The following is a 25,665-nucleotide window of genomic DNA, read 5'->3' as shown; positions in this document are numbered from 1 at the left end:
GCGCGCCGCCGGATCATCCCGGCTGGAAGCACCGGCAAACCATCCAAGTACACCCAGTACGAGGACGGTTCGCCGGCACTCCCAGCCGGGCGCCCGACAACGCACGCTGATCCGACAAGATCGACCGGACAGGCCCTGGCCTCGACCGGCCGTTACCATCGGCGGTGTGAGCGAGCGCAGCGGAATCAGCGGAACGGCCTTCCTCAAGGGGCACGGCACCCAGAACGACTTCGTGATCGTCCCCGACCCGGACGGTGAACTGGAGCTGTCGGCGGCCACGGTCGCGGCGCTGTGCGACCGGCGGGCCGGGATCGGCGCGGACGGGGTGCTGCGGGTGGTGCGCTCGGCGGCCGAGCCGGATGCGGCGGGGATGGCCGGGCAGGCCGAGTGGTTCATGGACTACCGCAACGCGGACGGCTCGATCGCCGAGATGTGCGGCAACGGGGTGCGGGTGTTCGCCCGCTACCTGGTGCACGCCGGGCACGCGAAGCCGGGCGAGCTGGCGGTCGCCACCCGGGCCGGGGTGAAGCAGGTGCGGATCGCCGAGGACGCGGCCGACGGCACCCCGGGCGAGATCACCGTGGGCATGGGCCGCGCGGTGCTGCCCGGCCCGGACGGCATCACCGTCACCGTCGACGAGCGCAGCTGGCCCGCGCTGAACGTCAACATGGGCAATCCCCACGCGGTCGCGTTCGTGGAGGACCTCGCGCACGCCGGGCACCTGTACGCCGCGCCGGTCACCGCGCCCCGGGGCGTGTACCCCCAGGGCGTGAACGTGGAGTTCGTGGTGGACCGCGGCGAGCGGCACGTGGCGATGCGGGTGCACGAGCGCGGCTCCGGCGAGACCCGCTCCTGCGGGACGGGCGCGTGCGCGGTCGCGGTGGCCGCGATCCGCCGCGCGGGCCTGGACCCGGCGGACACCGGACGGGCCGTCAGCTGGACGGTCGACCTGCCCGGCGGGCGGCTGGTGATCGAGGAGTTCCCCGACGGCCGGATCGAGATGACCGGCCCCGCCGTGATCGTCGCCGAGGGCGTACTGGTGTAACGGCAGGTCAGCCCGACGGGCCGTCAGCGCCCGCTTCCCAGGCCGGTATCCGGCTAATCCCCCCGTTCGGGTGATACCGGTGGCAGAGCGGAAGCGGGGGCTCGCCGAACCTGCTGTGCTCGGTAGCATGGACCACCGGGTCGGCCGTCGCTCCGGTGTTGCTGCCGGAGGTGCAGATGACCATCCGCTCCGAGTTGGCGGGCTCGCCGTCCAAGCAGCAGGCGAGCCGCTTCAGCCGTGCGGCGCTCGGCCGGGCCGGCCGGGCGGCGCTGCTCGCCACCGGGCGGACGCCCGTCCCCGACGCCATCGAACCGATCGTGCAGGCGCATCGGGTGCACCACCCGCAGGCCGACCTGGCGCTGCTGGCCCGGGCCTACCGGGTCGCCGAGGAGAGCCACCGCGGGCAGACCCGCAAGAGCGGCGAGCCGTACATCACCCACCCGCTCGCCGTCACCATGATCCTCGCCCAGCTCGGTGCGGACACCACCACCCTGGTCGCCTCGTTGCTGCACGACACCGTCGAGGACACCGAGGTGACGCTCGATCAGGTCGGCGAGGTCTTCGGGCCGGAGATCGCGTATCTGGTGGACGGCGTCACCAAGTTGGAGAAGGTCGACTTCGGGGCGGCCGCCGAACCCGAGACCTTCCGCAAGATGCTGGTGGCCACCGGCGACGACGTCCGGGTGATGGTGATCAAACTCGCCGACCGGCTGCACAACATGCGCACCATCCGGCACATGAAGCCGGCCAGCCAGGTGCGGATCGCCAAGGTCACCCGGGACGTGCTGATCCCGCTCGCCGAACGGCTCGGCATCCAGGTGGTGAAGGCGGAGCTGGAGGACATCGTGTTCGCCACCCTGCACCCCGAGGAGTACGAGCGCACCGGCGCGGTGGCCGGCGGCCGGTCGGACGGCGTGCTCGCCCCGTTCGCCACCGAACTCGGCCGCCAGCTCGCCGAGGCCGGGATCGCCTCCGCCGTCACCGTCCGCCCCCGGCACCTGGTCTCGTTGCACCGGGTGATGATCAAGCGCGGGGCCGGCCCGGACGGCACCGGGCTGCGGCCCGCCGACTTCGGCCGGCTGCTGGTGGTGGTCGAGGAGAACGCCGACTGCTACGCGGTGCTCGGCGAGCTGCACACCTGCTGGACGCCACTGCCCGGCGAGTTCAAGGACTTCGTGGCCGCCCCCAAGTTCAACCTGTACCAGTCGCTGCACACCGCGGTGGCGCTGCCCGGCGGCGAGGTGATCGAAGTCCTGGTGCGCACCCGGCGGATGCACGAGGTCGCCGAGACCGGCGTGGTCGCGCTCGGCGACCCGCGCACCGCCGACCGGCAGGGCGCCGCCGACGACCCCGAGGACCGCACCGACCCGGCCCGCCCCGGCTGGCTGGCCCGGCTGCTGGAGTGGCAGCAGGACACCCCCGACCCGGACGCCTTCTGGTCCGCGCTCACCGCCGACCTGCGCGACGACCGCGAGATCACCGCCGTCACCGAGGACGGCACCACCCTGCACCTGCCCGCCGGGGCCAGCTGTCTGGACGCCGCCTACCTGATCGGCGAGGAGACCGGCCACCGCTGCATCGGCGCCCGGATCAACGGCCGGCTCACCGCGCTCTCCACCGAACTGCGCGACGGCGACGTGCTCGGCCTGCTCACCGCCCCGCCCGGCGAGGACAGCGGCCCCGACCCGGAGTGGCTGGAGTACGTCCGCACCCCCGCCGCCCGGCTCGCCATCGAGCGCCGGCTGGCGGCCGGACCGCTGCCCGCGCCCGCCGCCGAACGGCCGCCCGCGGGCGACGCCCCGGTACCTGCCGCCGCACCGCCCGCGCCGCCCGCCGCCGCCCCCGGCGCGCCCGCGGACGTGCCCGAACTGCCCGGCGCCGCCGTCCGGTTGGCGCGCTGCTGCACGCCGGTGCCGCCCGACGAGGCGACCGGCATCGTGCTGCGCGGCGGGGCCGTCGCGGTGCACCGGGCGGGCTGTTCGACCGGCACCCGGATGCTGCGCGGCGGCCGCCGGGCGGTCGCCGTCCGCTGGCTGCCCGGCGGCGCCCCGCAGTGGGGCTACCGGGCCACCCTGCACGCCGAGGCGCTGAACCGGCCCCGGCTGCTGGCCGACCTGACCGCCGCGATCTCCGGCGAGGGCGTGTCGATCTTCTCCGCCGAGGTCGAGCCGCCCCGCCAGCTGCGGGTGCGGCACAGCTACACCCTGGAGCTCGCCGACGCCGCCAAGCTGCCCGCGGTGATGCGGGCGATGCTCCGGGTGTCCGGCGTGTACGACGTGTACCGGCCGGGCGGGCCCGAGGAGCTGCCCGGCCGGGCCCCGGCGCCGGTGGCCGGGGCGGAGCGGGCCGTGCCGGGGCCGGTGGCGGGGGCCGCCGCGGCGGCTGGTAAAAGGGATGACTCGGGTACAGCGGGCGTGCGACCATCGTGGGGAATTCACGGCGGTTCCGCCGTGTTGTCCGAGAGCATCACCCGATCGATCCAAGGATGAAATGACCTCCACGTTCGACAGCCGCACCCGATCGAGCGAGTCGGCCAACCGCCTCGCCGACCTCAAGGCGGAAGCCCTGATGGACGAGGACCTCGCGGCGATCGACGAGGGCCTCGGCAACTACGACGGAGAGCAGTACGACCGTTCCGAGCGTGCCGCGCTCCGGCGTGTCGCCGGCCTCTCCACCGAACTGCAGGACGTCACCGAAGTCGAGTACCGCCAGCTCCGCCTGGAGCGCGTGGTGCTCGTCGGCGTGTGGACGGACGGCACGCTGGAGGAGGCGGAGAACTCGATGGCCGAGCTCGCCGCGCTCGCCGAGACGGCCGGCTCCCAGGTCCTGGACGGCGTGATCCAGCGCCGTGACAAGCCCGACGCGGCCACCTACATCGGCTCCGGCAAGGCCAAGGAGCTGCGCGACCTGGTCGCCTCCACCGGCGCCGACACCGTGGTCTGCGACGGTGAGCTCACGCCCGGTCAGTTGATCCACCTGGAAGACGTGGTGAAGGTCAAGGTCGTCGACCGCACCGCGCTGATCCTGGACATCTTCGCCCAGCACGCCAAGTCCCGGGAGGGCAAGGCGCAGGTCTCGCTCGCGCAGATGCAGTACATGCTGCCGCGCCTGCGCGGCTGGGGTCAGTCGCTGTCCCGGCAGATGGGTGGCGGTGGCTCCGGCACCTCGGGCGGCGGTATGGCCACTCGTGGTCCCGGTGAGACCAAGATCGAGACCGACCGGCGGCGGATCCGCGAGAAGATGGCGAAGCTCCGCAAGGAGATCGCCGAGATGAAGAAGGGCCGCGACACCAAGCGGCAGGAGCGGCGGCGCCACCAGGTGCCCTCGGTGGCCATCGCCGGGTACACCAACGCCGGCAAGTCCTCGCTGCTCAACCGGCTCACCGGCGCCGGCGTCCTGGTGGAGAACGCGCTGTTCGCCACCCTGGATCCGACGGTCCGCCGCGCGCAGACCCCGAGCGGCCGGCTGTACACCCTGGCCGACACCGTCGGCTTCGTCCGGCACCTGCCGCACCACTTGGTCGAGGCGTTCCGCTCCACCATGGAGGAGGTCGCCGACGCCGACCTCATCCTGCACGTGGTGGACGGCTCCCACCCGGAGCCGGAGACGCAGCTCGCCTCCGTGCGCGAGGTGATCGTCTCGGTCGAGGCGCAGAACGTGCCCGAGATCGTGGTGATCAACAAGGCGGACGCCGCGGACCCGGCGGTGCTCCAGCGGCTGTTGCGCCGCGAGCCGCACGCCATCGTGGTCTCGGCCCGCAGCGGCCAGGGCATCGAGGAACTCCTCGCCCTGATCGACGAGGAACTGCCCCGCCCCGCGGTGGAGGTCAAGGTCCTGGTGCCCTACACCCGCGGCGACCTGGTCTCCCGGGTGCACGCGGAGGGCGAGCTGATCAGCGCCGAGCACACCGCGGAGGGCACGCTGCTGCACGCCAAGGTGGCGGCGGTGCTGGCCGCCGAGCTGGAGCGGTACGCGGTCGTCACCGCGTAGCCGCAGCGCACGAACGACGGACGGCCCGAGGCGGGAGCTCCCGCCTCGGGCCGTCCGCATGTCCGGGCTACTGCCCGCTCTTGTCCTGCAGGAAGGCCTCGAACATCCGCTTGGCGTCCGGGCCGAGGTTGGGTCCGGCCATCCAGGTGTCGTCACCGATCGAGTTGTCGGAGAACAGCACCGTCTTGCCGTCGTGCTTGGTGAACCAGCCGCCGCCGGAGGCGCCGCCGGTCATGTCGCAGCCGATGGCGAGCATCGGCGGCCGGGAGGAGTCGAAGACGAACGGGGTCGGCTTGACGGCGGAGTCGCAGTGCTCCAACTCCTGGCCGTCGAACGGCTCGTCGGCCGGGTAGCCGTACGAGGACGCCGAGGTGATCTCGCCCGGCTGGGCGCCGAACCAGATCGGCATCGAACCGCCCACGGTCTCCTCCAGCGAACGGCTGGAGCCGTCCTGCGAGGCCACCCGGACCACCGCGAAGTCGAACTGGCTGATCGCGCTGCCGCTGTGGCCCTCCTTCTGGGTCGTCCACTGCGGCATCACGTACAGCGAGCGGGCCGCCCAGACGCCCAGCGGGGCGATCTGCTCACGGGTGGCGCTCTTGCCCTTGCCGTTGCTGGCCGCACCGGACTTGTTGTAGGAGGGGACGAAAACCAGCTTCTTGTAGTAGTCGCCGCCCTTGCCCCCGTGCACGCAGTGCGCGGCGGTCCACACCAGGTTGCTCTTGCCGGGGTGGCTCGGGTCGGACACCACGGTGCCCGAGCACACCATGCCGCCCTCCGGGGACTCGAAGAGGATCTTGCCGACCACCGCGGTGTCCGCGCTGTACGGGTGCGGCTGCGCCTTGGCCGGGATGGTCTTCGGGAAGACCACATTCGCCAGCGACGGCCACTGCTTGGTGTTCGGCTTGTCGACCTTGACACCCTGCGCGCCGGAGACCTTCTTCTGGTCCCAGAAGGCCTTGATCGCCTCCAGATCCTCCGGCTTGAAGCCGTTCTTGGAGGCCCAGTCGGCCCAGTCGGAGGCGCTCCAGCTGGAGACCTTGGCGAGGGCGCCCTGAATGTCCTTCACATCGACGCCCGGCTGCCCGGAGCTGTTGCTTGCCGGCGGCGCCGCGTTCGCGGTCTTGCTCTGGCTCTGGCAGGCGGCGGTGGTGACGGCGAGTACCGTCACCAGGGCGGCCGCGGCGGCGGAGCGCACACGGCGTGCGGTGCGGTGCTGGCTGGTCATGGGTGATTCCCCCCGTGGTCGTCGTTCGGTCGAGAAGGTCGTGCGGAGGTGACGGGCGGTCACTTCCGGGAGATGTAGTCGAGGGCCTGGCGGGCCACGCCCTCCAGGTAGGGGCCGTTCAGGGTGGTGTGCGCCTGGGTGCCGATGGAGGTGTTGCTGACCAGCCGCTGGCGGCCGTCCGGGCCGTCCGCGAACCAGCCGCCGCCGGAGGCGCCGGCCGTCATGGTGCAGCCGATCACCAGCATCGCCGGGCGGGTGGCGTCGAAGCTCCGGGAGGCCGGGCGCCCGGCGTCGCAGCGCTCCAGCTCCTGCCCGTCGAACGGCGCGACCGCCGGATAGCCCCAGGCCTGGATCGCGAGCTGCTCGCGCGGCGCGTCGAACCACACCGGCACGGCGGTGCCGAGCACCTCCTCCAGCGAGCGGCTCTCGCCCTCCGGGCCGCGCACCTTGATCACCGCGAAGTCGTACTGGTTCGCGGCGTCCCCGCCCCTGGTGCCCTCGGTGGTCCACAGCGGTGAGGTGATCACCTTGTCCGCCCACCACTGCCCGAGCGGGGCGATCTCGGCGAGCGAGGCCCGGTGGTGGTCGCTGGCCGCGCCCGAGCTGTTGTACGCCGGGACGAAGACCAGGTTCTTGTACCAGTCGCCGCCCTTGCCCCCGTGCACGCAGTGCGCGGCCGTCCACACCAGATTGCTGTGGCCCGGGTTCGCCGGATCGGCCACCACGGTCGCCGAGCACTGGCCGGTGCCGCCGTTCGGCGCCGTCAGGAAGACCTTCCCCGACGCCGGATAGCTGGTGTACGGCCGCGGCACCGGCTGCGCGGCGACCGCCGGGAGCGGCCCCGGCCCGCTGCTCGCGGACGGTGACGGCGATTCGGCCGCCGGCGATTCGGCAGCCGCCGGCGCGGGCTGCTGCGGCGGCGCCTGGTCCATCGTCTCGGCGCTCCACGCGCCCGCCACCACCGGATTGCGGAAGCTGTGCCGCTGCGCCCAGCGGTCCCACTCGGCGAACCCCCAGTGCTTCAACTCGGCGAAGCTGTGCGGGTTCCCGTCCCCGCCCGGGCCGCCGTCCGAACCGCAGCCGGCCACTCCGCCCAGCAGCACGGCCGCGGTCAGCGCCGCCAGCACCCCCCGTGCCCTCACTCTCAACCCCCCTGAAACGGTCCGTTCCCCCGGGACAGTCTTTCATTCGGGCGCGGGCCACCGGCGGGCGGTGCGGTCCTGTTGGCGTCCGGTCACCGAACCGTGATGGTGACGGTCCGTCAGGATCCCAGCCGGTCGGCCGCTGCGCGGATGATCGACGAAAACTCACCGGAACGGGTGAGCCGACTTTGTGCCCTGCCCGCCGGGATAGGTAACCCTTACCCGAAGGCAATCGCGCGGCTCAAGGAGCGGATTTGTCCACCATCCTCACCGAGGTTCTCCCGGTCGCCCGGCCGTCGGCCGGGCACCCCACCCCGGACCTGCTGCTCCATCCCGATCCGGCCGTCGCCGCCGAACACGCCGCCACCGAGAGCCTGCTGCGGTGCTGGGCCCGGGAGACCGCCGCCGAACGCCCCGAGGGCGACCTGCTGCGCATCCCCGTCCTCGGCGGCGCGGCCCAGCTGTCCGCGCCGGTGCGGCACTGGTCGGCCTGCGGCTGGCACCGGTTCGGCCCCGCCACCGTCTCCACCGGCAACGCCGAGCACCCGGTGGACGCCGTCACCGTCGCCGCCCTGGTGGCCGGCGCCACCGGCCGCCCCGAACCCGGCCAGCTCGCCGACCTCACCTCCCGGGTGGCCGACTCGGTCGGCCGCACCGCCGAGATCCTCGCCCACCGCCGGGCGCTCACCGCCGCCCCCGCCGACCCGTTCCTGCGCGCCGAACAGTCGCTGCTGCTCGGCCACCCGCTGCACCCCACCCCCAAGAGCCGCGACGGCCTCGGCCCCGCCCAGTCCGCCGCCTACTCGCCGGAGCTGCACGGCTCCTTCCGGCTGCACTGGTGGGCCGTCGACCGCAGCCTGCTCGCCGCGGACTCCGCCGCCGGCGCCCCCGCCGAGCGGCTCACCGCCGAGCTGTACGGCCGCCCGCTGCCCGCCGGCACCGCCGCCCTGCCGCTGCACCCGTGGCAGGCCCGGGAGCTGACCCTCCGCCCGGCCGTCGCCGAACTGCTGGAGCAGGGCCTGCTGACCGACCTCGGCCAGCACGGCGAGCCCTGGCACCCCACCAGCTCGGTGCGCACCGTCTGCCGGCCCGGCACCCCGTGGATGCTCAAACTCTCGCTGGGGCTGCGGATCACCAACTCCCGCCGGGAGAACCTGCGCAAGGAACTCCACCGCGGCGTCGAGGTGCACCGCCTGCTGGAAGCCGGCCTGGCCCGGCAGTGGCAGGCCGCCCACCCCGGCTTCGACATCGTCCGCGACCCGGCCTGGATCGGCGTCGACCACCCCGCGCTGGGCGACCCCAACGGCCTGGACACCGTGCTGCGGCAGCTGCCGTTCGGCCCCGCCGACCGGGCGCTGTGCGTGGCCGGTCTGGTCGCCGAACAGCCCGTCGCCCCGGACGGCTCGCAACTCGCCCAGCTGATCGGCGAACTCGCCGCCCGCAGCGGCCGGCCCGCGGCGACCGTCGCCACCGAGTGGTTCCTGCGCTACCTGGACGCCGTGGTCCTGCCGATCCTCTGGCTGGACGGGCAGGCCGGCATCGCGCTGGAGGCCCACCAGCAGAACAGCCTGGTCCTGCTCGACCCGCAGGGCTGGCCCACCGGCGGCCGCTACCGCGACAACCAGGGCTACTACTTCCGCAGCTCGCACGCCGACCGGCTGCACCGGCTGCTGCCCGAACTCGGCGCGCACAGCGACACCTTCGTCCCCGACGCCGTCGCCGACGAACGCTTCGCCTACTACCTCGGCATCAACCACGTGCTCGGCCTGATCGGCGCCTTCGGCTCCCAGCAACTCGCCGACGAACAGCTGCTACTGGCCGCGCTGCGCCGCTTCCTGGCCGGCCCCGCCGCCACCGCCACCGGCTCCGCACTGCCCGCCCACCTGCTGGACGCCCCCACCCTGCGCTGCAAGGCCAACCTGCTGACCCGGCTGCACGGACTGGACGAACTGGTCGGCCCGGTGGAGACCCAGTCGGTGTACGTGGAGATCGCCAACCCGGTGGCCGGGGCGTGAGGCCCATCGCCACCAGTGCCGGTGAACTCGTCCTGCGCACCGTGCGGTTGAGCGCCGATCTGGAGCTGCTCACCGGCTGGATGAACGACCCGGAGACCGACCGCTGGTGGGCCCTCGCGGGCCCGCCCGAGACCACCGCCGCGCACCTCGCCGGGCAGCTCGACGGCGACGGCCGCAGCCGCCCCGTCCTCGCCCTGCTCGACGGCGAACCCACCGGCTACTTCGAGCTGTACCGCGCCGACCTCGACCCGCTGGCCGCGCACTACCCCGCCCGCCCGTACGACCTGGGCATCCACCTGCTGCTCGCCCCCGCCGCCCGCGGCCGGGGGCTGGGCACCCTGCTGCTCGACGCGATCGCCGCCCGGCTGCTGCGGGACGAACCCCGCTGCACCCGGGTGCTCGCGGAACCCGACGTCCGCAACACGCCCTCCGTCCGGGCGTTCACCGCCGCCGGATTCACCCGCGCCGCCGACCTCGACCTCCCCGACAAACGCGCCGCCCTGATGATCCGACCGCGGCCCGAGAGCTAGGACGCCATGACTTCCCACGACGACAGGACAGGCCAGCAGCCCGAGCCGTACGACCTGATCGGCGTCGGCATCGGCCCGTTCAACCTCTCGCTGGCCGCGCTCGCCGACCGGGCCGACACCGTCAGCGCGCTGTTCCTCGACGCCCGCACCGAATTCCGCTGGCACCCCGGCATGCTGGTGGACGGCGCCCGGATGCAGGTCCCGTTCCTCGCCGACCTGGTCTCCCTGGTGGACCCCACCAACCCGTGGTCGTTCCTCAACTACCTGCGCGACCAACAGCGGCTGTTCCCCTTCTACTTCAGTGAACGCTTCCAGCTCCCGCGCCGCGAGTACGAGCACTACTGCCGCTGGGCCGCCGACCGGCTCCCCAACTGCCGCTTCGACAGCCCCGTGGACGCCGTCCACTGGGACGCCCGGCAGCAGCACTACCGGGTGCACGCGGCCGGCCGGGTGCACCCGGCCCGGAACCTGGTGCTCGGCGTCGGCACCGAACCCGCCCGCCCCGAGGCGTTCGCGGCGCTGCGCCACCACCCGGCGGTGCTGCACTCCGCCGACTATCTGACCGAGCGGCAAAAGCTGGACGGAGCACGGGACATCACAGTGGTCGGCTCCGGCCAGTCCGGCGCCGAGGTGTTCCTCGACCTGCTGCGCCGACACGCCGGCGACGGCACCCGGGTGCGCTGGCTGACCCGCACCCGGGCGCTCGCCCCGATGGAGTACTCCAAGCTCGGCCTGGAACAGTTCACCCCCGACTACACCCGCTACTTCCACGGCCTGCCCGAGCCCGTCCGGGACGCCCTGGTGCCCGCCCAGTGGCAGCTGCACAAGGCGGCCAGCGCGGAAACCCTCGCCGAGATCCACGACCACCTGTACGAGCGCACCGTGGGCCGCCCGATCGACGCCGAACCCGTCGAGATCCTCCCCGGCACCGCCGTCACCGAAGCCGGACCCGGCGCCGACGGCCGACTCGAACTGCACTGCCGGCACACCGACTCCGGCCGCCACCACCTGGTCCGCACCGACGCCGTGGTGCTCGCCACCGGCTACCGGGCGCACCGCCCCGCCCTGCTCGACCCGATCGCCGAGCTGATCGACTGGGACGATCAGGGCCGCTACCGGGTGGACCTCGACCACCGGGTCGCCACCCGGCAGCTACTCACCGGGGGGCTGTACGTCCAGAACGCCGAGTTGCACACTCACGGAGTCGGTACCCCGGACCTCGGGCTCGGCGCGCACCGCGCCGCCGTGATCCTGAACGCCGTCGCGGGCAAGACCCTGCACCCGCTGCCCCACCGCACCGCCTGGACCACCTTCGCACCCGGGCCCGCCCCGGCCCCGGTGCTTCCGCGACCCCAGGAAGGGAACGAGCGTGCCGCAGCCGGCCGTTGACACCGCACTCCACCTGCCGCCCCAGCTCACCACCGGACACTGGCAGGACGCCGCACGCGCCATGCTGGCCAAGCTGCTCGGCGAATTCTCCTACGAGGAACTGCTGCACCCCCGGCCGGAGGGCGACCGCGACCACTACCTGCTCGAACTCCCCGACGCCGACTACCGGTTCACCGCCCGCCGGGGCGCCTACGGCAGCTGGCAGGTCGATCCGGGGTCGATAACCGGCGGCGAAGACCCGCTGAGATTCCTCCAACAGGCCCGGCACACATTGAAGTTGAGCGGCGACACCACCGGCCACCTGGTCCGCGAACTCACCGCCACCCTGATCGCCGACGCCCACCTGCGGGCCACCGCGCTGACCGCCGCCGAACTCGCCGACCTCGACCACGCGGCACTGGAGGGCCGGCAGACCGGCCATCCGTGGATCGTCGCCAACAAGGGCCGGCTCGGCTTCTCCGCCAACGACGCGGCCGGCTGGGCCCCCGAGGCCCGGCTGCCCCGCACCCTGCCGTGGCTCGCCGTGCACAAGAACCTGGCCGCCTTCCGCGGCGACGAGACCATCTACCAGACCGAACTCGACCCCGCGTTCCGCGCCCAACTCGGCGCACGCGCCGACGAGTTCTGGCTGCTGCCGGTGCACCCCTGGCAGTGGGACGAAACCGTGGTCGGCCTGTTCGCGCCGTGGATCGCCAGCGGCGAGATCGTCCCACTGCCCACCGACGGCGACCTGCGGCTGCCCCAGCAGTCCATCCGGTCGTTCTTCAACCTCAGCCGCCCCGACCGGTGCACCGTCAAACTGCCGCTCGCCATCCTCAACACCCTGGTCTGGCGCGGCCTGCCCACCGAACGCGCCCTCGCCGCGCCCGCCGTCACCGCCTGGATCCAGCGGCTGCGCGACCAGGACCCGTACCTGCGCGAGGAATGCCGGGTGATCCTGCTCGGCGAGATCGCCTCCGTCACCGTCGAACACCCGCTGTACCGGGACCTGCCCGACGCGCCCTACCAGTACAAGGAACTGCTCGGCGCGATCTGGCGCGAGCCGCTCGGCCGCCACCTCGACGAGGGCGAACGCGGCCGTACCCTGGCCGCGCTGCTCCAGACCGGCTCCGACGGCCGCGCGCTGACCGCCGAACTCGTCGCCCGCTCCGGCCTGGACGTCCGCGCCTGGGTCGAGCGGCTGTTCGCGGTGATGCTGCCGCCACTGCTGCACTTCCTGTACCGCTACGGCCTGGTGTTCTCCCCGCACGGCGAGAACGCGATCATCGTGTTCGACCAGCAGGACGTCCCCGTCCGGCTGGCCGTCAAGGACTTCGTCGACGACGTCAACATCAGCGACCAGCCGCTGCCGGAACTCGCCGACCTGCCCGACGGGATCGGCGAGGTGCTGCTGCGCGAGAACCCCGACTACCTGTGCCAGTTCCTGCACTCCGGGCTGTTCATCGGCGTCTACCGCTACCTCGCGCCCCTGCTGGAGGAACAACTCGGCCTCCCCGAAGCCGAGTTCTGGGAGCTGCTGACCGAGCGGATCCGGGACTGCCAGCGGCGCTTCCCGGAACTCGCCGACCGGCACAAGCTGTTCGACCTGTTCGCGCCGCGGATCGACCGGCTCTGCCTGAACCGCAACCGGCTGCTGCTCGACGGCTACCGCGACCGCCCGGACCGCCCGCACGCCGCCGTCCACGGCCAGGTCGACAACCCGCTGCACAGCACCGCGCACCTCCCGGCCCGACCGCAGCGGATTGTCACCCCGGCCCCGTAGGCTGGGAAGGTCATGACGAACGACACCGCACCCCTGCCCGGCGGCCCGGACGCATCGGCGCCTCCCGTCCCCGCCTCCCGTATCCCGGAGCTGCTGCACGCCGCCGTCAACGCCGTCGGCGGCGTGGAGCGGCCCGGGCAGGTCCGGATGGCCGAGGCGGTCGCCGCCGCCGTAGACGAGGGCGAACACCTCCTCGTCCAGGCCGGCACCGGCACCGGAAAGTCCCTGGCCTACCTGGTGCCCGCCCTCGCCCACGGCGACAACGTGGTGATCGCCACCGCGACCCTCGCCCTCCAGCGCCAGCTCGTCGAACGCGACCTGCCGCGCACCGTCGACGCCCTGCACCCGACGCTGCGCCGCCGCCCGCTGTACGCGATGCTCAAGGGCCGCTCCAACTACCTGTGCCTGCACCGCGCCAACGAGGGCACCCCGAGCGACGAGGGCGAGGGCCTGTTCGACCCGGTCGACGCGCTCGGCGGCCCCACCGGCAAGCTCGGCCAGGACGTGCTGCGGCTGCGCGACTGGGCCGACGAGACCGACACCGGCGACCGCGACGACCTCACCCCGGGCGTCTCCGACAAGGCCTGGGCCCAGCTCTCCGTCACCTCCAAGGAGTGCCTGGGCGCCGCCCGGTGCGCCTACGGCCAGGAGTGCTTCGCCGAACAGGCCCGCGAGCGCGCCAAGTTGGCGGACGTGGTGGTCACCAACCACGCGATGCTGGCGATCGACGCGATCGAGGGCGCGCCCGTCCTCCCCGAACACGGCCTGCTGATCATCGACGAGGCGCACGAGCTGGTGAACCGCGTCACCGGCGCCGCCACCGCCGAACTCACCGTCGGTGCCGTCAACCGGGCGGTCAAGCGGGCGGCCAAACTCGCCAACGAGAAGGCGGTGGACGCGCTGCAGGCCGCCGCCGAGAACTTCCACGGCCTGATGGAGACCGCGCAGCCCGGCCAGGTCGAGGAACTCCCCGAATACCTCGGCTACGCCGTGGCCGGCATCCGGGACGCCTGCCGCCAGGTCATCACCTCGCTCGGCGAGACCCGCGACAAGGGCCTCAGCGACGAGGACGCCGTCCGCAAGCAGGCGATGGCCTCCGCGGAGACCCTGCACGAGACGGCGGACCGGCTGCTCACCGGCTCCGAGTACGACGTCATCTGGATCGAACGCAGCGACCGCTTCGGCCTCGGCACCGCCTCGCTGCGGGTCGCCCCGCTGTCCGTCTCCGGGCTGCTGCGGGAAAACCTGTACAAGGACCGTTCCGTCGTCCTGACCTCCGCCACGCTCAAGCTCGGCGGGGACTTCAACGGCGTCGCCGCGTCCCTCGGCCTGCCCGCCGAGACCAGGCTGCCCGACCACCGCACCCCCGACGGGCCGAGTGCCGAGACCGGCGAGGACGCCCCGCCGTACTGGCGCGGCCTCGACGTCGGCTCCCCGTTCACCTACCCCAAGCAGGGGATCCTCTACGTCGCCAAGCACCTGCCGCCGCCCGGCCGGGAACCCGACCGGCCCGAGATGCTCGACGAACTCACCGAACTGATCGGCGCCGCCGGCGGCCGCACCCTCGGCCTGTTCTCCTCGATGCGGGCCGCGCAGGCCGCGGCGGAGGCGCTGCGCGAACGGCTGGACGTGCCGATCCTGCTGCAGGGCGAGGACACCCTCGGCGAGCTCATCCGTACCTTCGCCTCCGACGCGCAGACCTGCCTGTTCGGCACCCTCTCGCTCTGGCAGGGCGTCGACGTCCCCGGCTCGGCCTGCCAGCTCGTCGTCATGGACCGGATCCCCTTCCCGCGCCCCGACGACCCGCTGATGAGCGCCCGCCAGAAGGACGTCGAATCCCGCGGCGGCAACGGCTTCATGGCCGTCGCCGCCACCCACGCCGCCCTGCTCATGGCGCAGGGCGCCGGCCGCCTGGTCCGCGCGGCGGACGACCGCGGCGTGGTTGCCGTCCTCGACCCCCGCCTCGCGACCGCCCGGTACGGGAGCTTCTTCCGTTCCTCCATGCCGGACTTCTGGTACACCACCGACCGCAACCAGGTCCGCAGGTCGCTGGCGGCGATCGACGCCTCCGCGCCACCGGTCAAGCCCCGCTAGGCACTCAACAGCAAGGTCCGGTCGAAGACGGGAGTACCGTCCTCGGCCGGACCTTACTGTTGGCAGCCTTCCGCTTCGCGCAGTTCCCCGCGCCCCCGGTTGTGCGCCCTCTGCCTACCTCAAAGCCTGCGCAGGACCGCCACGACCTTGCCGAGAATGGTCGCGTTGTCGCCGGGAATCGGCTCGTACGCCACGTTGTGCGGCACCAGCCAGATCTTCCCGTCCTCGCGCTTCAGCCGCTTCACCGTCGCCTCGCCGTCGATCATCGCCGCGACGATGTCCCCGTTCTCGGCGACCGGCTGGCGGCGGACCGTGACCCAGTCGCCGTCGCAGATCGCGGCGTCGATCATCGAGTCGCCCTTGACCGTCAGCGCGAACAGCTCGCCCTCGCCGACCAGCTGGCGGGGCAGCGGGAAGACGTCCTCGACGGTCTGTTCGGCGAGGATCGGGCCGCCGGCGGCGATCCGGCCGACCAGCGGGACGTAGGAGGTGGAGGGCCGGCCGGAGGTCTCCGCCGCGGCAGGGCGGGCGACCTCGACGCCGCGGACCTCGTAGGCGCGCGGGCGGTGCGGGTCGCGGCGCAGGAAGCCCTTGCGTTCCAGGGCCATCAGCTGGTGGGCGACCGAGGAGGTGGAGGACAGGCCGACGGCCTGGCCGATCTCGCGCATGGACGGCGGGTAGCCGCGCCGCTGGACGGAATCCCGAATGACCTCGATGACGCGGCGCTGGCGCTCCGTCAGGCCTGCCTCGTCGGTGCGGATGCCCGGGGGTCGGCCGGGGAGGGCACGGACGACGGGGGTGGGCACACCGAGCGGGGTTTCCTCGATCGGCTGACTACGGCTCATGGTCTGATCCATGCTCTCCTGGTCAGTGGTGCGCGCGGAACGCTCCTGCACCGGGATGGCGGTCTTGGCTTCGACGGTGTGCATGACGCTGGCGGCGCTGGGGGTGGACATCGCGGGCGACCCTCTCGACTGGTGCTCCAACTGCCCAGCTCAACTGGCGCCCCTATCGAAAGGTTGCGCCAAACACACGTTCGAGTGAATTTATTCGAGGTTGCCTGACGTGATCAAGCCTCCGGGTGTAAGTCGATTGCATGTTCGACTCGAACAGTCTATGGGGTTCCGGCGCGCGATGTCCCCGGCTCTCACCCGTTCGCCCGGCGTGGCGCGGCGTCCGCCACTAGATCTAGTGGCTAGTGTCCTCGATCGGGCACAGGTCTTGTGTTTCGAGTCGGGTAGAGTGGTGCGAGTCGTTCGCCGTCGGGTCGCAGGGAGGGAGTTCCAGGTGCACTGTCCCTTCTGTCGGCATCCGGACAGCCGTGTCGTGGACAGCCGCGCCAGCGACGACGGGTGCTCGATCCGCCGCCGCCGGCAGTGCCCGGACTGCAGCCGCCGGTTCACCACCGTCGAGACCGCCACCCTGATGGTGATCAAGCGCAGTGGTGTCACCGAGCCCTTCTCCCGCGAGAAGGTGATCTCCGGCGTCCGCAAGGCCTGCCAGGGCCGCCCGGTCACCGAGGACGCGCTGGCCCAGCTCGGGCAGCGGGTCGAGGAGTGTGTGCGGGCCAGCGGCAGCGCCGAGCTCTCCACCCACGACGTGGGCCTGGCGATACTCGGCCCGCTGAAGGAGCTGGACGTGGTGGCGTACCTGCGGTTCGCCTCCGTCTACCGGGCGTTCGACAACCTCGAGGACTTCGAGGCCGCGATCGCGGAGCTGCGCTCCGAACGGCCCGCGGCCCCGCTGCCCGTGCTGTAACGGCCGGGCCCCCTCAGTTCTTTTCATTCAAGTCACCGCAGTACCCGTGTGCCGTGGCCGGGCTTCCGCCTGCCCGCGCACCAGGAGAACGAACCAGTCGTGCCCGGACTTTTCAGGGCACTTCGGGCGTTTGCCCAGGAGGAGGAGCAAGGCATGACAGACACCACGAGCGGGTCCGCGCGCGGGTCGAAGTCGGAGAAGGCCGCGAAGGGCGCCAAGGCCCCGAAGGCGGGCCTGCGGCTGGAGCGGATCTACACCACCCCTGGGGTCCACCCGTACGACGCGGTCACCTGGGAGCGCCGCGACGTCGTGATGACCAACTGGCGCGACGGGTCGATCAACTTCGAGCAGCGCGGCGTGGAGTTCCCCGACTTCTGGTCGGTGAACGCCGTGAACATCGTCACCAGCAAGTACTTCCGCGGCGCGGTCGGCACCCCGCAGCGGGAGTGGAGCCTGAAGCAGATCATCGACCGGGTGGTGCTCACCTACCGCGCCGCCGGTGAGAAGCACGGCTACTTCGCCTCCCCGGCCGACGCCGAGATCTTCGAGCACGAGCTGACTCACGCCCTCCTCCACCAGGTGTTCAGCTTCAACTCGCCGGTCTGGTTCAACGTCGGCACCCAGCAGCCGCAGCAGGTCTCCGCCTGCTTCATCCTGTCCGTCGACGACTCCATGGAGTCGATCCTCGACTGGTACAAGGAAGAGGGCATGATCTTCAAGGGCGGTTCGGGCGCCGGCCTGAACCTGTCCCGGATCCGCTCCTCCAAGGAACTGCTCTCCTCCGGCGGCAACGCCTCCGGCCCGGTCTCCTTCATGCGCGGCGCCGACGCCTCGGCCGGCACCATCAAGTCCGGTGGCGCGACCCGCCGGGCCGCCAAGATGGTCGTCCTGGACGTGGACCACCCGGACGTCGAGGCCTTCATCGAGACCAAGGTGAAGGAGGAGGAGAAGATCCGCGCCCTGCGCGACGCCGGGTTCGACATGGACCTGGGCGGCGACGACATCGCCTCCGTCCAGTACCAGAACGCCAACAACTCGGTCCGCGTCAGCGACGAGTTCATGACCGCGGTCGAGAACGGCACCGGCTTCGGCCTGCGCGGCCGGATGACCGGCGAGGTCATCGAGACCGTCGACGCCAAGGGCCTGTTCCGCAAGATGGCCGAGGCCGCGTGGGCCTGCGCCGACCCGGGCATCCAGTACGACTCGGTGATCAACCACTGGCACACCTGCCCGGAGTCGGGCCGGATCAACGCCTCCAACCCGTGCTCCGAGTACATGCACCTGGACAACTCCAGCTGCAACCTGGCCTCGCTGAACCTGATGAAGTTCCTCCGCGACGACGACAGCTTCGACGCGCAGACCTTCGCCAAGGTCGTCGAGCTGGTCATCACCGCGATGGACATCTCCATCTGCTTCGCCGACTTCCCGACCGAGAAGATCGGCGAGACCACCCGCGCCTACCGCCAGCTCGGCATCGGCTACGCCAACCTCGGCGCGCTGCTGATGGCCACCGGCCACGCCTACGACTCCGAGGGCGGCCGCGCCCTGGCCGGCGCGATCACCTCGCTGATGACCGGCACCGCCTACCGCCGCTCCGCCGAACTCGCCGGTGTGGTCGGCCCGTACGACGGCTACGCCCGCAACGCCGCCCCGCACCAGCGGGTGATGAAGCAGCACGCGGACGCCTCCTCGGCCGTCGCCCCGCTGGACGACCTGGACGCGCCGGTGTGGGCCGCCGCCAACGACACCTGGTCCGAGGTGGTCCGGCTCGGCGCGCAGAACGGATTCCGCAACGCGCAGGCCTCGGTGCTCGCCCCGACCGGCACCATCGGCCTGATGATGGACTGCGACACCACCGGCGTCGAACCCGACCTGGCCCTGGTCAAGTTCAAGAAGCTGGTCGGCGGCGGCTCGATGCAGATCGTCAACGGCACCGTCCCGCGGGCCCTCAAGCGCCTCGGCTACCAGGACGAGCAGATCGAGGCGATCGTCGCGCACATCGCCGAGACCGGAAACGTCATCGACGCGCCCGGCCTGAAGGCCGCCCACTACGAGGTGTTCGACTGCGCCATGGGCGAGCGGTCGATCTCTCCGATGGGCCACGTGCGGATGATGGCCGCGATCCAGCCGTGGATCTCCGGCGCGATCTCCAAGACCGTCAACATGCCGGAGAACGCCACCGTCGAGGACGTCGAGGAGATCTACTTCCAGGCCTGGAAGCTCGGCGTCAAGGCGCTCGCCATCTACCGCGACAACTGCAAGGTCGGCCAGCCGCTCTCGGCCAAGACCAAGACCCCGGCGGCCACCACTGTCGCTGCGCCCGCCCCCGCGGTCGAGAAGGTCGTCGAGTACCGCCCGACCCGCAAGCGCCTGCCCAAGGGACGCCCCGGCATCACCACCTCCTTCACGGTCGGCGGCGCCGAGGGCTACATGACCGCCAACTCCTACCCGGACGACGGCCTCGGCGAGGTCTTCCTGAAGATGTCCAAGCAGGGCTCGACCCTCGCGGGCATGATGGACGCCTTCTCCATCGCCGTCTCGGTCGGCCTGCAGTACGGCGTCCCGCTGGAGACGTACGTCGCCAAGTTCACCAACATGCGCTTCGAGCCGGCCGGCCTGACCGACGACCCGGACGTGCGGATGGCGCAGTCCATCGTGGACTACATCTTCCGCCGCCTGGCGCTCGACTTCCTGCCGTTCGAGACCCGCTCCGCGCTCGGCATCCACTCCGTCGAGGAGCGCACCCGGCACCTGGAGACCGGCTCCTACGAGCCGATCGAGGAGGAACTCGACGTCGAGTCGCTCGCCCAGTCCGCGCCGCTCGCCGCCGAGAAGCCGCACGTCGCCCTCCCGGTCGTCGAGCAGCCCAAGCCGGCACCCGCCGCGCACAACTCCACGGAGCTCGCCGAGATCCGCCTCGGCCTGAACGCCGACGCGCCGCTCTGCTTCTCCTGCGGCACCAAGATGCGCCGCGCCGGCAGCTGCTACCTCTGCGAGGGCTGCGGCTCCACCAGCGGCTGCAGCTGACACGCCGTCACCGGGCAGTAGCGCGCAGGGCGTCGACCGTTAATTCGGTCGGCGCCCTGCGCCGTGTGCGGACACAATGCCGGGATGGATGAGGTATCGAACAACCGGCTGGAACTGCGCATCGACGAGGCCTCGGAGGGTCGGCGTGAACTCCGGCTGCTGGCCGACGGGCGTGACCTGCTGGACACCGGTTTCGCCGACGGGCACCTCGGCCCGGACCCGCGCTCCCTGCTCGGGCCGTACAGCCCGCTGTTGCCCGGCCCCGAGCCCCGGGAAGTCCAGCTCCACGTGGCCGGATGCGGTGAAGAGTGCTGCGGCGCCCTGTATGTGACGGTACGCCAGGACGGCGGCGCCGTGGTCTGGGACGGCTGGCGCAACCCCGACATCAAGGACCTCGACCTCCCGGCGTACCGGTTCGACGCCGCGCAGTACCTGGCGGAGCTCGACCGCGCGGGTATCGGCGTCGAGGACTGGCCCGCGCGCGCCGTCGGACGCCTGGTGCAGGCCCAACTCGCCCGCCGGCCAGAGCTGTTGGCCGCCTGGGAGTGCGAGTTCGACGCCCTGTGGACCTGGTCTTCGGGCCCCGACCGGATCGACCTGACTTTCTTCTGGCGCCCGGCCGTGCCGGACCGCCCCGGCGAATCGCCCTACCTGCAGTTCCTGGTCGAACTGACCGTCCCCGCCGGTGACCCGGTCGAACTGGCCGCCGACCTCGTCGACCGTCTCACCTCGGCGGACCCGCGCGCCCAGGCCCGGGTCTGCGGCGGCAGCGCGGAGTACGCGGAGCTGCTCGGCTACCCGTGGCCGGAGGACATGTGACCCCGGGGTGACCCCGTTCCCCCGGGTGCGTCGGCCGGGCTGCCGGGTGCGCGGCAACCGCGCAGGCTGGGGTGGAGATGGGGTGAGCGCGATGCGGCAGATCGTGGTGACGGGCGGGACGGGGACGCTGGGCCGGGTCGTGGTGGGCCGGCTGGTGGCGCGGGGCTGCCCGGTGCGGGTGGTGAGCCGGCAGGCGCACACGCCGGGGGAGCACGGCTGGGCGGTCGCCGATCTGGTGACCGGGCGCGGGGTGGAGGCGGCGGTGGCGGGCGCGACCACGGTGGTGCACTGCGCGACCACCAGCGGGAAACGGGACGTGGACGCCACCCGTCGGCTGGTCGCGGCGGCCCGCGAGGCCGGCGTGACGCACCTGGTGTACGTGTCGATCGTCGGCGTGGACACGGTGCCGCTCGGCTACTACCGGGCGAAGGCGGAGTGCGAGCGGCTGATTGCCGCGTCCGGTCTCGGCTGGACGGTGCTGCGCGCCACCCAGTTCCACGACCTGCTGGTGCGGATGCTGGACGGGCTGTCGAAGGCGCCGGTGCTGCTGCTGCCGCGCGGGGTGGCGTTCCAGCCGGTGGACGTCCGGGACGTCGCCGAGCGGCTGGCCGACCTGGCGGAGGGCGGGCCGGCCGGACGGGTGGCGGACTTCGGCGGCCCGCAGGTGCGTGCGGTGGAGGCGCTGGCGGCGGAGTTCCTGCACGCGCGGGGCCGGCGGCGGCCGGTGCTGCGGGTGCCGACGCCGGGCGGGGCGATGAAGGCGCTGCGAGCGGGCGGGAACCTGGCGCCGGAGCACGCGGACGGCCGAATCACCTTCGCGGAGTATCTGGCGGAGCGGTACTGACCCCGTGCCCGGCCCTGGAGCGGGACGGGGCGGGACGAGGGGCACCGACTCGGCCAAGCGGGTGCTCTCGCTGCGCGCGGCGGCCGGGCAGCGGGTGCGCCGGATCGAGACCGGCCACCTGTTGCCCGGACTGATCCGGGAGGGCGGCGCGGCGGCGCGCGTGCTGCGCGAGCGGGGTGTGGACCTGGCGGATCCGGAGCGGGCGGCGGAGGCGCTGACGGATGGTCGGGCGGCGGCCTCGTAGCACGGCGCGGTCACAACTGGGGTGCTGCCCGATGAAGGTCGAACGCGCTCCTTGGCGTGGGGTGGTCGGTGGGTTAACGTCTTTGAGCCAGCGATCAGCTGGGTGCACAGACCCCATCTTCGGTACAGCGCAGTGTTGTTTCTCTTACGGCTGGCATGCCCATGCCCTGGCAAGGAGGACCGCATTGATCACCCCCGTGACCACTGGACGCCGGAGGCTGCTGGCCGTACCGGCCGTTCTGGCACTGGCACTGACAGCCGCCTGTTCCAACAGTTCCTCGTCCGACGGCGGGGGCGGTTCTTCGGCCGCCACGCTCACCGGTGACTGCGCAAAGTACCAGGCGTACGCGGGTCATTCGGGCACCAAGGTGTCGATGTACGCGTCGATCCTGGCGCCCGAGTCGGATTCGCTGGAGAAGTCCTGGGCCAACTTCAGCTCCTGCACCGGCATCAAGATCGTCTACGAGGGCTCCAACGACTTCGAGTCGCAGCTGCCGGTCCGGGTGGCCGGCGGCAACGCCCCCGACCTGGCGGTCATCCCGCAACCCGGCCTGCTCGCCCAAATGGTGAAGAGCGGCAAGGTGGTCAAGCCCCCGCAGCAGACCGTCGACAACGAGAACAAGTGGTCGCCGATCTGGAAGACCTACGGGTCGGTCAACGGCACCTTCTACGCGGCGCCGATGAGCGCCAACATGAAGTCCCTGGTCTGGTACTCCCCGAAGGCGTTCAAGGCCGCCGGGTACGAAGTCCCCAAGACCTGGGCCGACTTGATCGCGCTCAGCGACAAGATCGCCAGGGCCGGCGCCATGAAGCCCTGGTGCGGCGGTATCGGCTCCGGCACCGCCACCGGCTGGCCGGCCACCGACTGGCTGGAGGAGATCGTCCTCGGCTCGTACGGTGGCGACGTCTACGACCAGTGGGTCAGCCACAAGGTGAAGTTCTCCGACGAGAAGATCACCACCGCGATGAAGACCGTCGCCGACTGGATGCAGAACCCGGCCTGGGTCAACGGCGGCTTCGGCGACGTCAAGTCGATCGCCACCACCACCTTCCAGGACGCCGGCACCCCGATCCTCAGCAACAAGTGCGCGATGCTCCAGCAGGCGTCCTTCTACCGCGCACAGTGGCCCAAGGGCACCAGCATCGCCCCCGACGGCGACGTCTTCGCCTTCCACCTGCCGGCGGTGAACCCGCAGGTCACCAACCCGGTCGAGGGCGGCGGCGAGTTCGTTGCCGCGTTCGCCGACCGGCCCGAGGTGCAGGTCGTGCAGAACTACCTGTCCAGCTCCGAGTGGGCGAGCAGCCGGGTCAAGGTCTCGCCGGGCTGGGTGTCCGCCAACCAGGGCGTCGACAAGAGCCTGTACACCGACCCGATCGACAAGCTGTCCGCCGAGTCGCTCACCGACCCGGCCGCCACCTTCCGCTTCGACGCCTCCGACCTGATGCCCGCCGCCGTCGGCGCCGGCGCCGAATGGAAGGCGCTCACCGCCTGGTTCGCCGAGGGCCAGTCGATCCAGAAGACGGCCGCCGACATCGACGCCGCCTGGCCCCAGTAGGCCGGACTCCCCGGGCAGTGCGGGCGGGTGAACCACCTGCCCGCGCTGCCCTCCCCATGCCCTGAAGATCACCAGGTCTTGAGGAAGGACCCCGCGCATGCCCAACGACACCCGGCTTGCCGGGCCGGCGCTCCACCTCGCGGACTCGCTGTGGCAGGACGCGGCGCTCAAGTTCGGCAACACCGGCGGCGCCGTGCTGGGCTTCGTCGGCGTCCTGCTCGCCGTGTTCTTCGCGGCCGGCCGCGCCACCGGACGCTTCTCCCGGCCGCTGACGATCGCGCTGATGCTCGGCCCGGCGATCGTCCTGCTGCTCACCGGCCTGGTGGTGCCACTGCTGCGCACCGTCGTGCTGAGCTTCCTGGACGCCGACGGCACGAAGTTCGTCGGTGGGAAGAACTACGGCTGGGCGCTGACCAGTTCACCCATCCACGGGGTGCTGCTGAACACCCTGCTGTGGCTGGTGGTCGCTCCCTTCGCGGCCACCGGGCTCGGCCTCGGGCTGGCCCTGATGGTGGACCGGATGCGCGGGCAGGCGATCTACAAGTCGCTGATCTTCATGCCGATGGCGGTCTCGTTGGTGGCCGCCTCGCTGATCTTCAAGCTGGTGTACGAGTCGCGCGGCGCCGGGCAGAACCAGGTCGGCCTGCTCAGCCGGCTCGCCGTCGCGCTCGGCTGGGACGATCCGCCGAACTGGATCCTGTCCCAGCCGCTGAACAACTTCCTGCTGATGGCCGTCCTGGTCTGGGTGCAGACCGGCTTCGCCATGGTGGTACTGTCCGCCGCGATCAAGGCCATCCCGGACGAGATCACCGAGGCCGCCCGGCTCGACGGCGCCACCGGCCTGCGGCTGTTCCTGCACGTCACCGTGCCGATGATCCGCACCACGCTGGTGGTGGTGCTCACCACCGTCATGATCATCACACTGAAGGCCTTCGACATCGTCCGCACCATGACCGGTGGCAACTACGGCACCCAGGTGCTCGCCAACGAGATGTACTCGCAGACCTTCGAGCAGTACAACTACGGCCGCGGCAGCGCCCTCGCGGTGATCCTCTTCCTCGCGGTGGCGCCCCTGGTGGTCTACAACATCGCCCTGCTGCGCAAGGAGCGTGCGACCCGATGAGCGCCCAGCCCACCCTGGCCCCCGCCAAGGCCGCCGAGCCCGAACTGCCGCCCGTGAAGGCCGTCCGGCGGTCCTTCAGCAGCCCGCTGGCGAGCGTCCTGGTGGTCGTCGTGACGGCCCTGTGGACCATCCCGACCGTCGGCCTGCTGGTCACCTCGCTGCGTCCCAAGGGCGACGTCGCGTCCACCGGCTGGTGGGAGGCGTTCGTCCACCCCGACTTCGGGCTGGAGAACTACCGGGCGGTGCTGTTCGACAACTCCTTCGGCACCTCCGGCGGCCTGATGCCGTACCTGGTCAACTCGGTGGCGATCAGCATCCCCGCCACCGTCTTCCCGCTGGTGCTGGCCGCGATGGCGGCGTACGCGCTGGCCTGGGTGCGGTTCAAGGGCAGCGACACCCTGTTCTTCGTGATATTCGCGCTGCAGATCGTGCCGCTGCAGATGGCGTTGATCCCGCTGCTGCGGCTGTTCTCCGGCGGCGCCCACCTCGGCTCGGTGACCGTCATTACGGCGCTCGACCTGAAGGACACGTACGTGCCGGTGTGGCTGACCCACACGATGTTCGCGCTGCCGCTGGCGATCTTCCTGCTGCACAACTTCATCGCCCAGCTGCCGCGGGACCTGATGGAGGCGGCGGTGGTGGACGGGGCCTCGCACTTCAAGATCTTCCGCTCGATCGTGCTGCCGCTGAGCGCCCCCGCGCTGGCCTCGTTCGCCATCTTCCAGTTCCTGTGGGTGTGGAACGACCTGCTGGTGGCGCTCACCTTCGCCGGCGGCAACCCGACGGTCGCGCCGATGACCTCCCGGCTCGCCCAGCTGTCCGGCTCCAACGGCAGCCGCTGGGAGCTGCTCTCGGCGGGCGCCTTCCTGTCGATGCTGGTGCCGCTGGCGGTGTTCTTCGCCCTCCAGCGCTACTTCGTCCGCGGGCTGCTGGCCGGGTCGGTGAAGGGCTGAGGCCCGCCACCGGGCTGTTCAAATGTTGAACGCGGCGACGGGTGTTGAAGGTGTGCAGACACACGGGTCGGATGCGGAGCGTTCGCGTTCGAGTTGGCCGGAAGTCGTGGCTGTGATGTGAGGGTTCTGCGGACGCGCCGGGGTCGG

19 protein-coding genes are annotated in these 25,665 nt (G+C 71.8%); 16 read left to right on the top strand and 3 right to left on the bottom strand.

What is annotated here, in order from left to right:
* The first annotated feature begins 166 nt into the window (after nt 1–166).
* The 3 genes from dapF to hflX all read left to right on the top strand — a co-directional run bounded on the left by dapF (nt 167) and on the right by hflX (nt 5,035).
* The gene (gene dapF, locus ACZ6R9_RS31100) at nt 167–1,045 is read left to right on the top strand and encodes a diaminopimelate epimerase (RefSeq protein WP_465541906.1); all 879 of its coding nucleotides are present in this window, start codon (nt 167–169) and stop codon (nt 1,043–1,045) included.
* 176 nt (nt 1,046–1,221) lie between these two features.
* Nucleotides 1,222–3,534 carry a RelA/SpoT family protein gene (locus tag ACZ6R9_RS31095; RefSeq protein ID WP_380486858.1) on the top strand — a complete coding sequence of 771 codons (2,313 nt, stop codon included), beginning with the start codon at nt 1,222–1,224 and terminating at the stop codon, nt 3,532–3,534.
* A gap of 1 nt (nt 3,535) precedes the next feature.
* A complete protein-coding gene (gene hflX / locus ACZ6R9_RS31090) occupies nt 3,536–5,035 on the top strand; it encodes a GTPase HflX (RefSeq protein WP_380486860.1) in 1,500 nt (499 codons plus the stop codon).
* Nucleotides 5,036–5,102: 67 nt separating this feature from the next.
* On the opposite strand, the gene ACZ6R9_RS31085 is transcribed toward hflX, so the two are convergent.
* Nucleotides 5,103–6,263, bottom strand: a complete 1,161-nt coding sequence (locus ACZ6R9_RS31085) for a trypsin-like serine peptidase (protein WP_380486862.1) — start codon at nt 6,261–6,263, stop codon at nt 5,103–5,105.
* 59 nt (nt 6,264–6,322) lie between these two features.
* Nucleotides 6,323–7,405 (bottom strand): trypsin-like serine peptidase, encoded by a 1,083-nt coding sequence (locus ACZ6R9_RS31080; RefSeq protein WP_465541903.1) that lies wholly within the window; start codon nt 7,403–7,405, stop codon nt 6,323–6,325.
* Nucleotides 7,406–7,659: 254 nt separating this feature from the next.
* Here ACZ6R9_RS31080 and ACZ6R9_RS31075 point away from each other — a divergent pair, with 254 nt between their 5' ends.
* Genes ACZ6R9_RS31075 through ACZ6R9_RS31055 form a run of 5 tightly spaced genes read left to right on the top strand, consistent with a single transcriptional unit; the run spans nt 7,660 to nt 15,195 of the window.
* Nucleotides 7,660–9,420 carry an IucA/IucC family protein gene (locus ACZ6R9_RS31075; protein ID WP_465541901.1) on the top strand — a complete coding sequence of 587 codons (1,761 nt, stop codon included), beginning with the start codon at nt 7,660–7,662 and terminating at the stop codon, nt 9,418–9,420.
* Nucleotides 9,312–9,950 (top strand): GNAT family N-acetyltransferase, encoded by a 639-nt coding sequence (locus tag ACZ6R9_RS31070; protein WP_380486975.1) that lies wholly within the window; start codon nt 9,312–9,314, stop codon nt 9,948–9,950. The genes ACZ6R9_RS31075 and ACZ6R9_RS31070 overlap by 109 nt, the downstream gene beginning before the upstream one ends.
* Before the next feature lie 6 nt (nt 9,951–9,956).
* Nucleotides 9,957–11,339, top strand: a complete 1,383-nt coding sequence (locus ACZ6R9_RS31065; RefSeq protein WP_465541899.1) for a lysine N(6)-hydroxylase/L-ornithine N(5)-oxygenase family protein — start codon at nt 9,957–9,959, stop codon at nt 11,337–11,339.
* The gene (locus ACZ6R9_RS31060) at nt 11,320–13,101 is read left to right on the top strand and encodes an IucA/IucC family protein (RefSeq protein ID WP_465541897.1); all 1,782 of its coding nucleotides are present in this window, start codon (nt 11,320–11,322) and stop codon (nt 13,099–13,101) included. Before ACZ6R9_RS31065 ends, ACZ6R9_RS31060 begins: the two co-directional genes overlap by 20 nt.
* 12 nt (nt 13,102–13,113) lie before the next feature.
* Complete coding sequence (locus tag ACZ6R9_RS31055) at nt 13,114–15,195, top strand: ATP-dependent DNA helicase (RefSeq protein ID WP_380486872.1); 2,082 nt, start codon at nt 13,114–13,116, stop codon at nt 15,193–15,195.
* Nucleotides 15,196–15,314: 119 nt separating this feature from the next.
* Here ACZ6R9_RS31055 and lexA read toward each other — a convergent pair whose 3' ends face one another.
* Nucleotides 15,315–16,040, bottom strand: coding sequence for a transcriptional repressor LexA (gene lexA, locus ACZ6R9_RS31050; protein WP_380486977.1), 726 nt, complete (start codon nt 16,038–16,040; stop codon nt 15,315–15,317).
* 442 nt (nt 16,041–16,482) lie between these two features.
* On the opposite strand from lexA, the gene nrdR reads away from it, so the two are divergent.
* From nrdR to ACZ6R9_RS31010, 8 genes are all read left to right on the top strand, one after another.
* The gene (nrdR, locus tag ACZ6R9_RS31045) at nt 16,483–16,953 is read left to right on the top strand and encodes a transcriptional regulator NrdR (RefSeq protein ID WP_380486874.1); all 471 of its coding nucleotides are present in this window, start codon (nt 16,483–16,485) and stop codon (nt 16,951–16,953) included.
* A 153-nt stretch (nt 16,954–17,106) separates the two neighbouring features.
* Complete coding sequence (locus ACZ6R9_RS31040) at nt 17,107–19,980, top strand: vitamin B12-dependent ribonucleotide reductase (protein WP_465541894.1); 2,874 nt, start codon at nt 17,107–17,109, stop codon at nt 19,978–19,980.
* Between the two features lie 84 nt (nt 19,981–20,064).
* Nucleotides 20,065–20,799 (top strand): hypothetical protein, encoded by a 735-nt coding sequence (locus ACZ6R9_RS31035; protein WP_465541892.1) that lies wholly within the window; start codon nt 20,065–20,067, stop codon nt 20,797–20,799.
* Nucleotides 20,800–20,890: 91 nt separating this feature from the next.
* Nucleotides 20,891–21,643, top strand: a complete 753-nt coding sequence (locus ACZ6R9_RS31030) for an SDR family oxidoreductase (RefSeq protein WP_380486978.1) — start codon at nt 20,891–20,893, stop codon at nt 21,641–21,643.
* Nucleotides 21,644–21,647: 4 nt separating this feature from the next.
* Nucleotides 21,648–21,887: a Clp protease N-terminal domain-containing protein gene (locus ACZ6R9_RS31025; RefSeq protein ID WP_380486881.1), complete on the top strand. Its 240-nt coding sequence runs from the start codon at nt 21,648–21,650 to the stop codon at nt 21,885–21,887.
* A 184-nt stretch (nt 21,888–22,071) separates the two neighbouring features.
* Nucleotides 22,072–23,442, top strand: a complete 1,371-nt coding sequence (locus tag ACZ6R9_RS31020; RefSeq protein WP_465541890.1) for an ABC transporter substrate-binding protein — start codon at nt 22,072–22,074, stop codon at nt 23,440–23,442.
* Between the two features lie 97 nt (nt 23,443–23,539).
* On the top strand, nt 23,540–24,565 hold the full coding sequence (locus ACZ6R9_RS31015; protein ID WP_380486885.1) for a carbohydrate ABC transporter permease: 1,026 nt from the start codon (nt 23,540–23,542) through the stop codon (nt 24,563–24,565).
* Complete coding sequence (locus ACZ6R9_RS31010) at nt 24,562–25,518, top strand: carbohydrate ABC transporter permease (RefSeq protein ID WP_465541887.1); 957 nt, start codon at nt 24,562–24,564, stop codon at nt 25,516–25,518. The genes ACZ6R9_RS31015 and ACZ6R9_RS31010 overlap by 4 nt, the downstream gene beginning before the upstream one ends.
* Nucleotides 25,519–25,665 lie beyond the last annotated feature (147 nt).

This window comes from Kitasatospora sp. NPDC048662 (genome assembly GCF_055587065.1).
The sequence above is the reverse complement of the archived record's forward strand: the minus strand, read 5'-3'. Positions and strand labels throughout refer to the sequence as shown.

Coding starts and splice junctions, on each gene's coding strand:
- ACZ6R9_RS31095 (WP_380486858.1), top strand. CDS start 1,222: ATGACCATCCGCTCCGAGTTGGCGGGCTCGCCGTCCAAGCAGCAGGCG.
- hflX (WP_380486860.1), top strand. CDS start 3,536: ATGACCTCCACGTTCGACAGCCGCACCCGATCGAGCGAGTCGGCCAAC.
- ACZ6R9_RS31085 (WP_380486862.1), bottom strand. CDS start 6,263: ATGACCAGCCAGCACCGCACCGCACGCCGTGTGCGCTCCGCCGCCGCG.
- ACZ6R9_RS31065 (WP_465541899.1), top strand. CDS start 9,957: ATGACTTCCCACGACGACAGGACAGGCCAGCAGCCCGAGCCGTACGAC.
- ACZ6R9_RS31055 (WP_380486872.1), top strand. CDS start 13,114: ATGACGAACGACACCGCACCCCTGCCCGGCGGCCCGGACGCATCGGCG.
- lexA (WP_380486977.1), bottom strand. CDS start 16,040: ATGAGCCGTAGTCAGCCGATCGAGGAAACCCCGCTCGGTGTGCCCACC.
- ACZ6R9_RS31040 (WP_465541894.1), top strand. CDS start 17,107: ATGACAGACACCACGAGCGGGTCCGCGCGCGGGTCGAAGTCGGAGAAG.
- ACZ6R9_RS31035 (WP_465541892.1), top strand. CDS start 20,065: ATGGATGAGGTATCGAACAACCGGCTGGAACTGCGCATCGACGAGGCC.
- ACZ6R9_RS31030 (WP_380486978.1), top strand. CDS start 20,891: ATGCGGCAGATCGTGGTGACGGGCGGGACGGGGACGCTGGGCCGGGTC.
- ACZ6R9_RS31015 (WP_380486885.1), top strand. CDS start 23,540: ATGCCCAACGACACCCGGCTTGCCGGGCCGGCGCTCCACCTCGCGGAC.
- ACZ6R9_RS31010 (WP_465541887.1), top strand. CDS start 24,562: ATGAGCGCCCAGCCCACCCTGGCCCCCGCCAAGGCCGCCGAGCCCGAA.